The following is a 13062-nucleotide window of genomic DNA, read 5'->3' on the forward strand; positions in this document are numbered from 1 at the left end:
GATATGACTGATACGATTTTTAGCAAAATTATTCGTCGGGAGATTCCGGCTGATATTGTTTATGAGGATGATATGTGCCTCGCCTTTCGGGATATTGCCCCTCAAGCCCCCGTTCATATTCTGGTAATTCCTAAAAAACCCATTCCTAAACTTGCTGATGCGACATCTGAAGACCATGCCCTGATGGGACATTTGCTGCTGAAGGTAAAACAGGTCGCTGAAGAAGCGGGACTGGAGAACGGTTATCGCGTTGTCATTAATACGGGTGTCGATGGCGGACAAACCGTTGATCATCTTCATCTGCATATTCTTGGGGGTCGTTATATGGAATGGCCTCCGGGTTAAGTGCTTTGGGCGAGAGAACCTCGCCCCTACATCCCGCACCCTTTCTATAAGTTCTTCTTATCCTATAAATTTACAAAAATTTTCTTAAAACCACTTTACAAAACGCAATCATCTGTGTCATATTACTAATCAAGGTAGAGAAAACACTACCGACGTACCTCGAAAAATACATAGCAATACATACCCAACATGACAACCACGATTCAGCAACGCGAAAGCGCCTCAATCTGGGAACGGTTTTGTAACTGGGTCACATCCACCAACAACCGCATTTATGTGGGCTGGTTCGGTGTTCTGATGATTCCGACCTTGTTAACCGCCACCATCTGCTACATCATCGCCTTCATCGCTGCTCCCCCAGTGGACATCGATGGTATCCGTGAACCCGTCGCTGGTTCACTGTTATACGGAAACAACATCATCTCTGGTGCTGTTGTTCCTTCCTCTAACGCCATCGGCTTACACTTCTATCCCATCTGGGAAGCAGCTTCATTAGATGAATGGCTGTACAACGGTGGCCCCTACCAGTTAGTGATTTTCCACTTCTTCATCGGCATTTTATGCTACATGGGTCGGGAGTGGGAATTATCCTACCGTTTAGGGATGCGTCCTTGGATCTGCGTCGCCTACTCTGCACCTGTTGCAGCCGCCGCCGCAGTTTTCCTGATCTATCCCATCGGTCAAGGTTCATTCTCTGACGGTATGCCCCTGGGTATCTCTGGAACCTTCAACTTCATGTTAGTGTTCCAAGCCGAGCACAACATCCTGATGCACCCCTTCCATATGTTAGGAGTTGCCGGGGTGTTCGGAGGAAGCTTATTCTCCGCCATGCACGGTTCTCTGGTTACTTCTTCTCTGGTGCGTGAAACCACCGAAACCGAATCCCAAAACTACGGTTACAAATTCGGTCAAGAAGAAGAAACCTACAACATCGTTGCAGCCCATGGTTACTTTGGACGTTTAATCTTCCAATATGCCAGCTTCAACAACAGCCGTAGCTTACACTTCTTCTTAGGCGCTTGGCCAGTGGTCGGCATTTGGTTCACCGCATTAGGTGTATCCACAATGGCCTTCAACCTGAACGGATTCAACTTCAACCAGTCCATCATCGACTCTACCGGTCGCGTGATCAATACTTGGGCTGATGTGTTAAACCGCGCTAACCTGGGTATGGAAGTGATGCACGAGCGTAACGCTCACAACTTCCCCTTAGACTTAGCTTCGGGTGAATCTGCTCCCGTTGCTCTGGTTGCTCCTTCTATCAATGGTTAATTTTTAACCTGAGATAACAAAGAACGCTCTCCGAAAGGGGGGCGTTTTTTGTTGTTTACGATTTATAATCCAGGGACAATGATATTCATGTTAGAGTTAAAATATTGCACTAGGCATTACAGTTAGGACATTTTTTAATCCTGAAAGCCTTTCACTTCTTACTGTTCCCTGTTCCCTGTTCCCTGTTCAATATAGCAGTCTTGAACTCAACATCAAGCTTATGCTCCAACAACTGCAACCCCAAAATCAAATCCCCATTGTTTATCCCGATAGTGATGGACAACCCATGTCTGACAATACGCTACAATTTCAATGGATTGTAACAATTAAAGAAAATTTAGATCTGTTATTTGCTGACAATTCTAATGTGTTTGTAGCCGGAGATTTACTTTGGTATCCCGTTGAAGGCAATAATACGATTCGTCGCGCCCCCGATGCAATGGTAGTGTTTGGAAGACCCAAAGGTTATCGGGGTTCTTATCAACAATGGCAAGAAGATAATATCCCCCCCCAGGTCGTCTTTGATATTCTTTCTCCAGGCAATAGAATTAAAGAAATGGCAGCTAAACTGCAATTTTATCAACAATATGGTGTGGAGGAATATTATCTTTATGATCCTGAAAAAGTCGATTTTGCCGGATGGCAACGTATCGAAGGACAATTAACAATTATTGATGAAATTCAAGGTTGGGTCAGTCCCCGTTTAGGAGTTCGGTTTGAAATGGCTGAGGAATTACAAATTTTTACCCCCACAGGAGAACGGTTTTTAACGTTTGTAGAATTGGGGCAAAAATTACAACAAGAAAAACAACGGGCAGAACAAGCAGAAGCTCGGTTAAAAGAATTAGAAGAACGGTTGAAAAGTTTAGGAGTTGATCCAAATCAGTCAGAATAGGGCAAATAGCTATTGCACTAACCACAACGTATCTAAATAATTAATCCGGGCGGAAGGACTTAAGGCTGTTAAAACCTGTTCTCCATAACTGCGATGTAGAACTCGACTATCAAATAATGCCACAACTCCTTGACTATCGCGCACGGTGGCGACGGCTCGTTGTAACTCACTTAAAGCCGTTGGTAATAAATAGAAGCGAAACCAATCCAGATGTCGTTGTTTATAGTAGGCCACTTGTCCGGCGACTAAGGGATCTTCTAAAGACGGAATGGGTAAAGTTGCGATCGCTAATAAATGAGGAGAAGGTAAACGTCCTTGATGTTGTCGCCAAAACTCCCAACCCGTGACTAAAACCCCATGTTCAGACAAATTAGTGGTTTCTACCTGTACCCGTGAACCAAATTCTGCCGCCATTGCCGTACTAACCTGAGCTTTTAAGGGCACATCTCCGATTAATAAAACACTTAAACCCGGTACAGATAAACTCATACATAAAACTGTATAAATCTCTTTAATCAAAGCCTGTTGGTATTGAGGAGTATTCGGTAAGGGTAAACCCGATGGAATATAAAGTTGAATCAGTTGACTTTGCCGATCTGGGGTAAATTTTACACCCGTAATTTCTCCTAATCCCACAGATTGACGGTAAACTGGGGCGGTTTTGTCTAAATCCAAGGCCCCCCCAATTAAAACGACAGGCTGTTGGGGCCAAAGAACTTTTAACTCTGATGCCACATCTATCGGCCCACAAAACAGAGAAAATGTTCCTAATGTTCGATCGACAACCACCCATTTTAATTGTTCTGAAAGTTGCCAACGTTGCCAAAATTCTTGCCATTGTACCAACAGGGGATCGAAGCTCCAATCTAGGACTGGATAGAGTGTCTCAAGGATCTCCTGTTCAGGACTGTCTAATAAATAGCATTGATAGGGGTTGGGGGGATGTTGGAAGAGTAGCCGTGTTAGGTGTACCCGTGCATCTCGAATCGTTTCCGCTTGTTGGGGTTGCTGTTCCATCAGATGATTCCAGTCCTGGGGGTGCAAACTCACGGTGAGGGTTTGGCGTGTCCAAGCTTCTAAATCATCGACCCCATCCATCACCGTCACCACCTGTTGCGGAAAGCTGTTTTTATGCTTTAAACGATCAGATAGCCAAGCTTGGGGGGAGGTCAACAACACCCCTGGAAAGCCCTCATCAGGCCAAGAATTGCCCCTGACAATCGGTTTATTGGGGATTAAATCAGGATGATTTAAGGTTTGTGAGTTAATCCATTCTGACAAATCCAGCCCTTGCAGTTCGTCCAAAATCCCATCCGGTGCAACAACAATCGTAGGTTGACGCCAAACTAACAAGGGTATCCAATAACTAAACCGATAGGAGTGGTGTTCATAGTTGGGGGGTATACCCGTTTGAATTAAGGCATTTCGTCCCAATCGCAAGGCTCTGGCCACCAAACGAGCCATCGTGAGATGATGGGGCCAAGGAACCTCTGTTTGCGACTTTAGAAAGTTTCGCAATAAGTTATGGACTTCAACTTCTATCAAACTCGTCCAGAAACACAAATAGAATGGTAATATCTGTTAATTATCCCTGATTACCCCAGATAATCAAAGCTTTCGATAAACTCAACCACCTGATTAAAATCAGGAAGGGTGGTTTGACGGGAATTGAGGGTTAAATCCGCATCCATTTGACGAGTCGATAATTCATCAAAGCGTTTTCCAAAATTAATATGACTATGAACAATTAAACTATGTTGGCTGCTATTTTTTAGTAAAGTTTGGGTTGCGGCTTTAAAGAAAGGAGACGGATAATTCTTCTGAGTTTCTCGGACTAAGGCTTTAAAATCATTGGCTTTAATAATCACTTGATTCATCGCGGTTAAAATCTGGACTTTTCGATTTTTTCCTAAATTTTCTTCTTTAATTCTTCTCATTAAATTAATAATATTTTTTTGAGTTGAGGAGGCATCAGCAAAGGGAAAAATGATCATACAAGCGATGGGAAATAAATGTTCTTCCCGTTCCACGGAAAAGGTTAAGGTCGTGCGTCGATAATCCACATCAACACTAGGGGGACGATTCATCACAGGATAGACTTGAGATAATTTATGATAAATCATCATTAAACTTAAATTAGATTCAAAATCTAAAGGCGCATCAATGAAAATTTGAACCGTGGGAAGGCTTTGATGAAAAAACTTTCTCAGGGTTTCAGGATTAAACTGGATAACATGACTATGATCGCCATTGGGACTTAAATCAATCCAGTCACATTTGAGATCTTCTGCTTTTAAACTAAATCGATGGACTTCATAAAGCTTGGCTCCGGTTAAGGTAGCTCCTGATAAATCCGCGCCTACCCAGTCCGATTGAATTAAATTAGCTTGAGTTAAATCCGCGTGAACAAAACTGGCTTTAACTAAATTAGTATTACTTAAATTCGCCCCACTTAAATTTGCCCCACTCAGGTTGGCTTCACTTAAATTTGCCCCCGCTAAGTTGGCGCCGCGTAAATCCGCCCACCGTAAATTAGCGCCACTTAAATCCGCCCCACTTAAATTAACATGGGTGAGGTTGGCTTGTCGCATTTCCGCATAACTAAAATCGGCTTTGGGTAAGTCGGCTTTTGTTAAATTAGCTCCTCTTAAATCCGCCCTCCTAAAGCAAGTTCCGACCCCAAAAATAGCGCGTAAATTCGCCCCACTTAAATTTGCATGGGTAAAATCTGCTTGTTCAACTTTGGCTTCTCTTAAATCTGCACCATTTAAGTTAGCTTGAATTAATTTAGCTTGGCTGAGTAACGCTTGAATTAATTCTCCTCGAATTAATAAACTTTCAATCAGAGAAGCTTCACTTAAATCAGCCCGAACTAAATTAGTAACATTCAACGTCGCTCGATCTAAAATGGCTTTACTTAAATTGGCATTACTGAGTCGAGCTACATTGAGATTAGCTCCTATGAGGTTACAACCACTTAAATTAGCGGCGGTTAAATTAGCAACCATAAAAGAAGCTTGACTTAAATTCGCTTGACTAAGTTTGATGCGGCTTAAATTGGTTTCATTCAGGTTAACCCCACTAAAATTCCGCTCTCCTTCCTGGTATTGTTTAACAATTTGGTAGACTTTGACTAATTCACTTTCAATCATAATGATGATCCTCTAACCCTGATTTAATAAATGGTGATTCACTGTTGTTAATTCAACAAAGATAAAAGGGAATTAAAATCCTTTGATAAAATTTAAAAGGGTTTCTACATCAAGAGGCTTGGGGTTTAAAGAGGGATTGTTCAGAGATTCTGAACTTTCCGAAGAGCCAGAATCTCTGACTAAACTTCTACCAAAATAAGAATGACTATGCAAGATTAAATGTTGATGGCTAGAACTTTTGAGAAGGGTTCGTGTGGGATAGAGAAAGAAAGGCGTTGAGCATTCAATTTTTGGATCTAATCTGATATCGCTTAAAAGGCGAATTTGTTGAGCCATTTCCACCCCCAATTGTACAATCCGATTGGATAACTGTACAGGAAGTTGGCTACAGGTTTCTGGAGTTAACTGTTTAATCGCGGCTTCAATTGCCTTTTGGGTTGCATCCGCATCCTGAAACGGCAAAATAGCCACATAAGCCAAGCTCAACAGTTGTTCATTCGATTCAATTTTGAATGAAATCACGGTTCGTCGTGAGTTAACTTCCAGGGTAGGAGGTTGATTAAATAATGAGGATTGTTGTTGAAGATCATGATAAATTTTAGCTAAAATTGTATGGTCTTCAAATCCTAATCGGGTATCAACGCTAATTTCAACCGTAGGAAAGGTAGCATTAAAAAATTTATTCGCTTCTTTAGGGCTAAAGGTTTGAATATGGCTACTATCTCCGAGGGGACTTAAATCAATCCAATCACAGGTAATTTCCTCCGCTTTTAAGTCAAAACGAGAGACTCCATACAGTTTAGATCCCGTTAAGGAAGAACCTGTTAAATCAGCACCCGTACAATCAGCATTTATTAAATTAGCTTGGGTTAAATCGGCATGAATTAAAACCGCATTCATCAGGTTTGCCCCTGTTAAATTCGCTCCACATAAACTTGCCCCACTTAACCGAACTTGCTCTAAATTTGCCCCACTTAAATTAGCACCATTGAGATCGGCCCAGCGTAGATTTGCCCCTCGGAGATCAGCCCCACTTAAATTAGCTTTAGATAAGTTAATTTGTCTCAATTCACCATTGCTTAAATTAACGCCTCTAAAATCTGCTTTAGTCGCACAAGCGCGATGTAAACTTGCCCGTTCTAAATTACAACCTATGAAAACCGCATCGGTTAAATTGGCGCCATTCAAATTGACTTGTTCGAGGTTGGCTTGTCGCAAAGTGGCTTCTCGCAAATCGGCTTCACTGAGATTTGCTCCCATCAATACAGCATGGGTAAGATCGGAACGCATCAGTTCAGCCCGAATCAGAGAGGCATTCATCAGGGATGCTTCTCGAAGATCAGCCCGAATCAGGTTGGCAACATTGAGAATGGCATCATCCAAGGTGGCGCGATTTAAATTAGCACCACTGAGACGGGCAACATTCAGTTTTGCCTGGTTCAGATTCACTTCTGATAGATTAGCGCCACTGAGATTAGTAATACTCAAAATGGCTTGGCTCAAGTTGGCTTGGCTCAGATTAGCTCGACTGAGATTGGCTTCACAAAGCAGAATCGCCCTAAAGTCTCTTGTGCCTGATTCATATTTGAGCAGAAGTTCATCGGCATCCATGCCTTCTAACTCTCCAACTTTGTTAGGTAGATTTTATAAAATTATAACAAAATACGGTAGAATATATCTACCCATGAAAGGGTGAAAACGACTTGATAAATGTTAGTTCTAACCTGATACAATCCTTTTTATATTTAACTCAATAGTGAGGCTTTTAAGGATCGATTAAAGACCCTTTAACTTTTTTTGAAAATGCGGTTTTACGGTGAATTTTAATCGATTGGTTTAGAACAATTTTTTTGTAATAATTAAATGGAGTATTGATTGATGAATATTGGTATTGTCGGATTGGGTTTAATTGGAGGATCTCTTGGTTTAGAGTTATATACCCATCGGCAACAAACCCAAGCACAAATCTCGAATAATCCTTCTGCTTCTCCCTCTCCATCCTATGGGATTTTGGGAATTAGTCTCGAACAAAAAATTTGTGATATTGCCGTTAAACGAGGAGTTGTTGATGAAGCCAGTGTTGATTTGTCTTTAATGAGTCAAGCTGACATCATTTTTATTTGTACACCCATTGCTGCTATTGCTCCCACAGTAGCAAAATTAATTCCTTATTTACAACCTCACACCATTTTAACGGATGTGGGTTCTGTTAAAAAACCGATTGTCGAAAATTGTTCAGCATTATGGCCTAATTTTGTGGGCGGACATCCGATGGCAGGGAACACGCAAACCGGAATTAATGCGGCTCAACACCATCTATTTGTCAACAAACCTTATGTCATAACACCGACCGCTAACACACCCCTCGAATCTATTAAAATTGTAGAATCAATTGTGGATTTATTGCAAGCTAAAATTTATCATTGTCAACCGGAAGAACATGATCGGGCTGTGGCGTGGATTTCCCATCTCCCTGTCATCGTTAGTGGTAGTTTAATCGCAGCTTTAAGACAGGAAGATAACCCCGATGTCGCCTTGTTAGCTCATTATTTTGCTAGTTCAGGATTTCGAGATACCAGCCGCGTTGGTGGGGGGAATCCTGAACTGGGATTAATGATGGCAAAATATAATCGGGATGCTTTATTACGTTCTCTACAATCCTATCGTCAAACCTTAGATAAAATTACCACTTATATTGAACAAGAAGACTGGCAAACCTTAGAAAAACAATTACATCAAAATCATGATGATCGTCTAAAATTTAATCTCTAACCCGTAGTAAGCCCTTCAGGGCTTTCTCATTCCCCCCTCAAGAATGATGATTAACAATCAAATTCCATAACGTTTGCGGTAACTGCATCAAATAATCGAATAACTCCTGGGGCCCAATTCCAAACACAAGCTGTAATATTAATACAATAGCAGCGATCGCAACAGCCGTACTAATACTCGCTTTTAAAACCTGAACCGCCCAAGTAAAAACCAACCAAGCCACCAACAATGAAGCCAATAAAATAATTAATTCAATGGTCATAATTCGTAATTCGTAATTCCTAATTCGTAATTCTTAAGCAATACTACCCCGTTTCCTCGCTTCCTTATAGGAAATTCCCACATTTCTTAATCCAGCTTTAATCATTTGTTGTTCTAACATAGCAAAAAATCGAGTGCGATCGCCCCCTTTAACAACCGCTTGATTATGGGCTTCAGCTAACACTACCGGATAGCCATATCCCTTTTGAACCTGGGCGATTACCATTCCTAATGCTAACTCTAATTGTTCCGAATTTTCAACTACCCAAGCCGGAACTTCTAAACGAGCAATTTCCATCCCGACATTGACATAACAAAAATAGATTTGATGATGATCATATAAATCTAAAATTGACGAATTAGACCGCCAAAACGGACTGCGTTGACCGGGTTTTAATTGGGACTCCCATAATACCGTATCCCGCAAGGGATCACACACTTGACAAGGGGCTTTTTTCTCGGTTCCTGTTGCACTCATTCCCCCCGTACCTGGACAATATTTTAAACAATTAGGTTCTTCAAACGTACAAGCTTGTAACCGTAAAAAAGATAAACTTTCACTACTGCGAGAGGCACTTACATAACCCATTAATGGAATATTGGCTAACCTTAACTGTTCCCAAGATTGTAAAATGGGCTGTAAAATTAAATCCCGTGCTTCTGAGGGTAATTGTTCTAAAAACCAATAAACCAATGAACCATCAACTAAAGCTAAAGTGGGAACATTTAACTGTTGATTTGGGGAAATTTCTAATAATTGCTGTCCCGATTCTGCTAAAATAATTGCTTCGGAAACAGACCGACGATAGCCCATCCATTCTTCTGTTTTAATTCCCCATTGACGGGATAAATATAAATCTTCAGGACGATAATAAATTTCAGGAACACTATCTAAAATCGGGTGACGACTTTGACCATAATGTAAAATCACCCGCCCCACATTAATTAAATAACAATAGGCAATTTCATGGGCACTGGGTGCAATTTGAGAACCATCCGTTGCGAATACCGTATGAGCTAAAGGAGGTTCAACAATATAGGGATAATGATTTAAAGGTTCTAAGGGAGTCGCGGGTTTAAAGATAATCCTCTGTTTAAATTCTTCATGTTTTTGCATTAAATTTTCAGAATTTAATTTTGCTTGTTCCATCAAATTCAAAGCAATTTCAATCCGTTTTCGAGATGCTTCTGCTTCGCGATTAATATGTTGACTCATCCCTTGCATTTGTTGGGACAATTTTGTTAGATCTAACATTATGTTTTATTGGTAATTCCGGTATTAAGTTTAAGCTTCCCCCGTTGTTGGGTTTCAGTCTCAACGATTAAGCTATCTTCCGCAACAACGAAGGGGTTTATTAATACCAGTTTAACAGATAAACGGATAGAATATTATTGAAGGGCGATCGCAATTCCAACTCCAACTACAAATAAAATAATCCACACAAAGCCTTCTCCCTCATCGGATATAGACCGATTAACCCATCTTTCTCTTTTACACCGTAAGCAGTAATAATGGTCGGGTTTCTGTGTATCTCTGACCCAAGGGCAATACATTTCCTCACATTTATCAAGCATATTGTTCTCCAAAATTTTAATTGTTTTAACCTGGGAAAGATCCCCCCTAACCCCCCTTAAAAAGGGGGGAATATGATCAATCTATTGGGAAATAGGGGTATAGGTCATTGCTGTAATTTCCAACCGTTGCAGATAGCGTTCTTGGGAAATTTGATATAAACAATAATCTCGATCTTCAATTAAACACTCTTTAACTTTCTGAAAGCCAACCTTCTCTAAAATACGACGACTCGCATGATTTTGGCATCGGGCAAAACCCACTAATTGAGGTTCTTTGAGTTCTAAGAAGCCAATTTTTAAGGCGGTTTCTGCTAATTCTGTGCCTAAACCATGACCCCAATAGGGTTGATCTAGGGCATAACCAATATTAACAAAAGCAGAGCGATCGCTATGGTAAACCTTGACAAATCCTAATAATTCTTTTCCCTGTCGGTCTAAGGCAAAATAGTTGCCAAAACCGTATTTTTCCCAATGTTGTTCCCAATCTTCTAATGCTGCGATCGCCTGATATTCTGATAACGCCCCCTGCAAAACCCATTTCATATTGGCATCATCTCCTAACATCTTAATAGCCTGCTTCCAGAAGCGTTTATCACTAGGATGACCGAGGGTAAATTTCATATTCGTTACTGAATAGTTGCAAGTTAACTGATTTAGTTGTAGCAACTAATTGAATAACTTACATCGTTTTAAATTCATGTTTTTGCGATTAAATCTAATCAAATTACAGAATATAAATTAAGTAATTTTAAATCCATTAAATTCCATTAAATATCTGAAAATCCCACAAATTACCGGAAATGACAGCAAATGACAATTGGGTGAAAAGTTTGTTTTTTTTAGGATCTAATGTTATGATCAAATAAATTAAAGCCTAGGACGAATTGGCGGAGGGAAAGATGAAAGAATACGCAAGTTTTCTGGATGAATTGGCAACAATACTGTTTAAAGATGATGTCACCGTAAACAAACGGGAAAAAGAATGTTTTTTTAAACTGCGCTTTCATCCCGATAATTATAATATTTGCAACAAAAGCAGTGATCCCCAAAAAGATTCTTTATTAAAATTAATCAAACAACAGTTAGGGTATTGTCAGGATAATATTCAAAGACTGCAAAATGAAGTAATTGAAAATTATTTAATCAAAATCCATGAAAAAGAGTTAATTCAGGATCAGGTTAATATTGCTGCTTTAATTAATCGCAGAAAAGGAGAAAAAGGAATTTGGCAACAAGTTTATCATTGGTTACACGATAAAAAATTTCCTCGATGGCAATTTAATCAACTTTGGGAACAGTTTAAACACCAAGGAAACCCGCAACTCGACTGGATTAAATTTGCACCAACTGTCCGAGGAATGTATTGGGAAGAACCTGTAAACTCGACCCCGACTATTCCTTGTAACGAACCTTTGAGAATGGAGTTAAACCTAAATTATCCTGACCGTTATTTATTATTATTAAATCGAGAATTAAACACAAATACTCGGTTTCTGGTTTGTCCCTCCTTAGCTTTTGCACCCGATAATAAAATTGATCAACCTCCGATTTTATTACCACAAATGGGTTCAATAGCAACTCAAAAAAATCGCTTTATTAAATTTGATGGAGAAGGCGTTGAGGAATATTTAGGAATTGTTTCAGAAAAACCGATTGAAATTGAGGGGTTAACTCGTAACCCTAAACAACAATTTCCTATTTTAGAGGATGATATCTTAAATCAGTTATGGCAACAGTTACAACAACAAAATTGGCAAGTTTTTTATCAATCTTTTCAGGTGGTGAAACCTCAACCCTAATTAGAACTACAGAAACCGGGTTTCTTATCCACCTAACACTAATAACCAATACAAACCCGCCCCTGCTTCTGCTAAAATAATAAAATGCTAAACTCTACACCCCATTAAACCTATGTTAATAATTAATTTAGATTTAGATGATGAATCTGAAAAATATTTAGCCGAAATTCTCTCTCACGAAAAAACTAACAGTAAGGAACTGATTAAACGATTATTACGAAATCATTGGTTAAATTTACAACCGCCTCAAACGGTTTTAGAAAGAATGGGGGGATATCCACCTAAACATTTATTACAAGGATCAGGGGATTTATCGGATCGAGATGTCCGTAAACAAGTCATCGCTGAACGGATTGAAAAATGGAATCAACAACGTCAAGAATTGCCATGAATAATTACCCGTTAATTTTAATTGATAGTGGAATAATTGTGGCGTTTTATGATGTTAAAGATCGCTATCATCAACAAGTTATTGAATTTTTTTCGATCTGTACCAGTCAATTGATCACTACTGTCGCTTGTGTGACTGAAGTTATGTGGCTACTTGCACCTGATATTAGAGTTCAAAATGAGTTTTTATCGGCTTTAGCAACAGGTGTTTTTATCACTGCAAATCTTACTCCTGATAATTATATCAGGATTGCTGAACTTAATCAAATTTATCAAGACTTACCGGGTGATTTTGCAGATTTATCTTTGATTACTATTTCTGAAAACTTAAAGATTTCTGCGATCGCTACTTTAGATAAAGATTTTGATGTTTATCGACGCTATCGGAGTCAACCCTTTGTTAGAGTTTTTTATCCAAAATCTTCCTAATTTCATCTAACCCAAATTTGATCCCCCCTAACCCCCCTTAATAAGGCAGGGCTGTTTCATTTTCCCAAATTGGGGACTCAATTTGACTCCCCAATTTTTGCCGAATGAGGCGAAAAAACTGAGTAATTCTAACTGAATGGTCGGGAGTTTTGCTCAGGGGATAATTTTTCTG

Annotated in this window: 14 protein-coding genes; 7 read left to right on the forward strand and 7 right to left on the reverse strand. The window is 39.8% G+C overall.

Annotated elements, in window-relative coordinates:
• Nucleotides 1-3 precede the first annotated feature (3 nt).
• From H6G57_RS07390 to H6G57_RS07400, 3 genes are all read left to right on the forward strand, one after another.
• Nucleotides 4-345, forward strand: coding sequence for a histidine triad nucleotide-binding protein (locus tag H6G57_RS07390; protein ID WP_190517256.1), 342 nt, complete (start codon nucleotides 4-6; stop codon nucleotides 343-345).
• 189 nt (nucleotides 346-534) lie between these two features.
• The gene (gene psbA, locus H6G57_RS07395; protein WP_190517258.1) at nucleotides 535-1617 is read left to right on the forward strand and encodes a photosystem II q(b) protein; all 1083 of its coding nucleotides are present in this window, start codon (nucleotides 535-537) and stop codon (nucleotides 1615-1617) included.
• A 220-nt stretch (nucleotides 1618-1837) separates the two neighbouring features.
• Nucleotides 1838-2512, forward strand: a complete 675-nt coding sequence (locus H6G57_RS07400; protein ID WP_190517260.1) for a Uma2 family endonuclease — start codon at nucleotides 1838-1840, stop codon at nucleotides 2510-2512.
• A 9-nt stretch (nucleotides 2513-2521) separates the two neighbouring features.
• On the opposite strand, the gene H6G57_RS07405 is transcribed toward H6G57_RS07400, so the two are convergent.
• The 3 genes from H6G57_RS07405 to H6G57_RS07415 form a co-directional block, all read right to left on the reverse strand.
• Nucleotides 2522-3976 carry an ATP-dependent DNA helicase gene (locus tag H6G57_RS07405; protein WP_375539508.1) on the reverse strand — a complete coding sequence of 485 codons (1455 nt, stop codon included), beginning with the start codon at nucleotides 3974-3976 and terminating at the stop codon, nucleotides 2522-2524.
• A gap of 131 nt (nucleotides 3977-4107) precedes the next feature.
• Nucleotides 4108-5664: a pentapeptide repeat-containing protein gene (locus H6G57_RS07410; RefSeq protein WP_190517263.1), complete on the reverse strand. Its 1557-nt coding sequence runs from the start codon at nucleotides 5662-5664 to the stop codon at nucleotides 4108-4110.
• A gap of 72 nt (nucleotides 5665-5736) precedes the next feature.
• A complete protein-coding gene (locus H6G57_RS07415; RefSeq protein WP_190517265.1) occupies nucleotides 5737-7275 on the reverse strand; it encodes a pentapeptide repeat-containing protein in 1539 nt (512 codons plus the stop codon).
• Between the two features lie 267 nt (nucleotides 7276-7542).
• Between H6G57_RS07415 and H6G57_RS07420 the strand changes: the two genes are divergently transcribed.
• Entirely contained in the window at nucleotides 7543-8436 is an 894-nt protein-coding gene (locus tag H6G57_RS07420) for a prephenate/arogenate dehydrogenase (RefSeq protein ID WP_190517267.1), read from the forward strand.
• 37 nt (nucleotides 8437-8473) lie between these two features.
• Here the strand turns inward: H6G57_RS07420 and H6G57_RS07425 are convergent, their stop codons facing one another.
• From H6G57_RS07425 to H6G57_RS07440, 4 genes are all read right to left on the reverse strand, one after another.
• Nucleotides 8474-8698: a hypothetical protein gene (locus tag H6G57_RS07425; protein WP_072718182.1), complete on the reverse strand. Its 225-nt coding sequence runs from the start codon at nucleotides 8696-8698 to the stop codon at nucleotides 8474-8476.
• Nucleotides 8699-8731: 33 nt separating this feature from the next.
• Nucleotides 8732-9952, reverse strand: coding sequence for a DNA double-strand break repair nuclease NurA (locus H6G57_RS07430; protein ID WP_190517269.1), 1221 nt, complete (start codon nucleotides 9950-9952; stop codon nucleotides 8732-8734).
• Between the two features lie 134 nt (nucleotides 9953-10086).
• A complete protein-coding gene (locus H6G57_RS07435) occupies nucleotides 10087-10272 on the reverse strand; it encodes a hypothetical protein (RefSeq protein ID WP_190517270.1) in 186 nt (61 codons plus the stop codon).
• A gap of 81 nt (nucleotides 10273-10353) precedes the next feature.
• On the reverse strand, nucleotides 10354-10893 hold the full coding sequence (locus tag H6G57_RS07440) for a GNAT family N-acetyltransferase (RefSeq protein WP_190517272.1): 540 nt from the start codon (nucleotides 10891-10893) through the stop codon (nucleotides 10354-10356).
• A 278-nt stretch (nucleotides 10894-11171) separates the two neighbouring features.
• Between H6G57_RS07440 and H6G57_RS07445 the strand changes: the two genes are divergently transcribed.
• From H6G57_RS07445 to H6G57_RS07455, 3 genes are all read left to right on the forward strand, one after another.
• Nucleotides 11172-12071 (forward strand): hypothetical protein, encoded by a 900-nt coding sequence (locus H6G57_RS07445; RefSeq protein ID WP_190517273.1) that lies wholly within the window; start codon nucleotides 11172-11174, stop codon nucleotides 12069-12071.
• A 112-nt stretch (nucleotides 12072-12183) separates the two neighbouring features.
• Nucleotides 12184-12462, forward strand: coding sequence for a hypothetical protein (locus H6G57_RS07450; protein WP_199314048.1), 279 nt, complete (start codon nucleotides 12184-12186; stop codon nucleotides 12460-12462).
• The gene (locus tag H6G57_RS07455; protein ID WP_190517275.1) at nucleotides 12459-12890 is read left to right on the forward strand and encodes a type II toxin-antitoxin system VapC family toxin; all 432 of its coding nucleotides are present in this window, start codon (nucleotides 12459-12461) and stop codon (nucleotides 12888-12890) included. Before H6G57_RS07450 ends, H6G57_RS07455 begins: the two co-directional genes overlap by 4 nt.
• The last annotated feature ends 172 nt before the right edge of the window (nucleotides 12891-13062 follow it).

Origin of the sequence: Planktothrix sp. FACHB-1365 (genome assembly GCF_014697575.1) — a bacterium.
In the GTDB taxonomy this organism is placed as follows: Bacteria; Cyanobacteriota; Cyanobacteriia; order Cyanobacteriales; family Microcoleaceae; genus Planktothrix.

Excerpts from the sequence above, each read along its gene's own strand:
- H6G57_RS07390 (WP_190517256.1), top strand. The coding sequence starts at position 4 with ATGACTGATACGATTTTTAGCAAAATTATTCGTCGGGAGATTCCGGCT.
- psbA (WP_190517258.1), top strand. The coding sequence starts at position 535 with ATGACAACCACGATTCAGCAACGCGAAAGCGCCTCAATCTGGGAACGG.
- H6G57_RS07400 (WP_190517260.1), top strand. The coding sequence starts at position 1,838 with ATGCTCCAACAACTGCAACCCCAAAATCAAATCCCCATTGTTTATCCC.
- H6G57_RS07405 (WP_375539508.1), bottom strand. The coding sequence starts at position 3,976 with ATGGCTCGTTTGGTGGCCAGAGCCTTGCGATTGGGACGAAATGCCTTA.
- H6G57_RS07410 (WP_190517263.1), bottom strand. The coding sequence starts at position 5,664 with ATGATTGAAAGTGAATTAGTCAAAGTCTACCAAATTGTTAAACAATAC.
- H6G57_RS07415 (WP_190517265.1), bottom strand. The coding sequence starts at position 7,275 with ATGGATGCCGATGAACTTCTGCTCAAATATGAATCAGGCACAAGAGAC.
- H6G57_RS07420 (WP_190517267.1), top strand. The coding sequence starts at position 7,543 with ATGAATATTGGTATTGTCGGATTGGGTTTAATTGGAGGATCTCTTGGT.
- H6G57_RS07425 (WP_072718182.1), bottom strand. The coding sequence starts at position 8,698 with ATGACCATTGAATTAATTATTTTATTGGCTTCATTGTTGGTGGCTTGG.
- H6G57_RS07430 (WP_190517269.1), bottom strand. The coding sequence starts at position 9,952 with ATGTTAGATCTAACAAAATTGTCCCAACAAATGCAAGGGATGAGTCAA.
- H6G57_RS07435 (WP_190517270.1), bottom strand. The coding sequence starts at position 10,272 with ATGCTTGATAAATGTGAGGAAATGTATTGCCCTTGGGTCAGAGATACA.
- H6G57_RS07440 (WP_190517272.1), bottom strand. The coding sequence starts at position 10,893 with ATGAAATTTACCCTCGGTCATCCTAGTGATAAACGCTTCTGGAAGCAG.
- H6G57_RS07445 (WP_190517273.1), top strand. The coding sequence starts at position 11,172 with ATGAAAGAATACGCAAGTTTTCTGGATGAATTGGCAACAATACTGTTT.
- H6G57_RS07450 (WP_199314048.1), top strand. The coding sequence starts at position 12,184 with ATGTTAATAATTAATTTAGATTTAGATGATGAATCTGAAAAATATTTA.
- H6G57_RS07455 (WP_190517275.1), top strand. The coding sequence starts at position 12,459 with ATGAATAATTACCCGTTAATTTTAATTGATAGTGGAATAATTGTGGCG.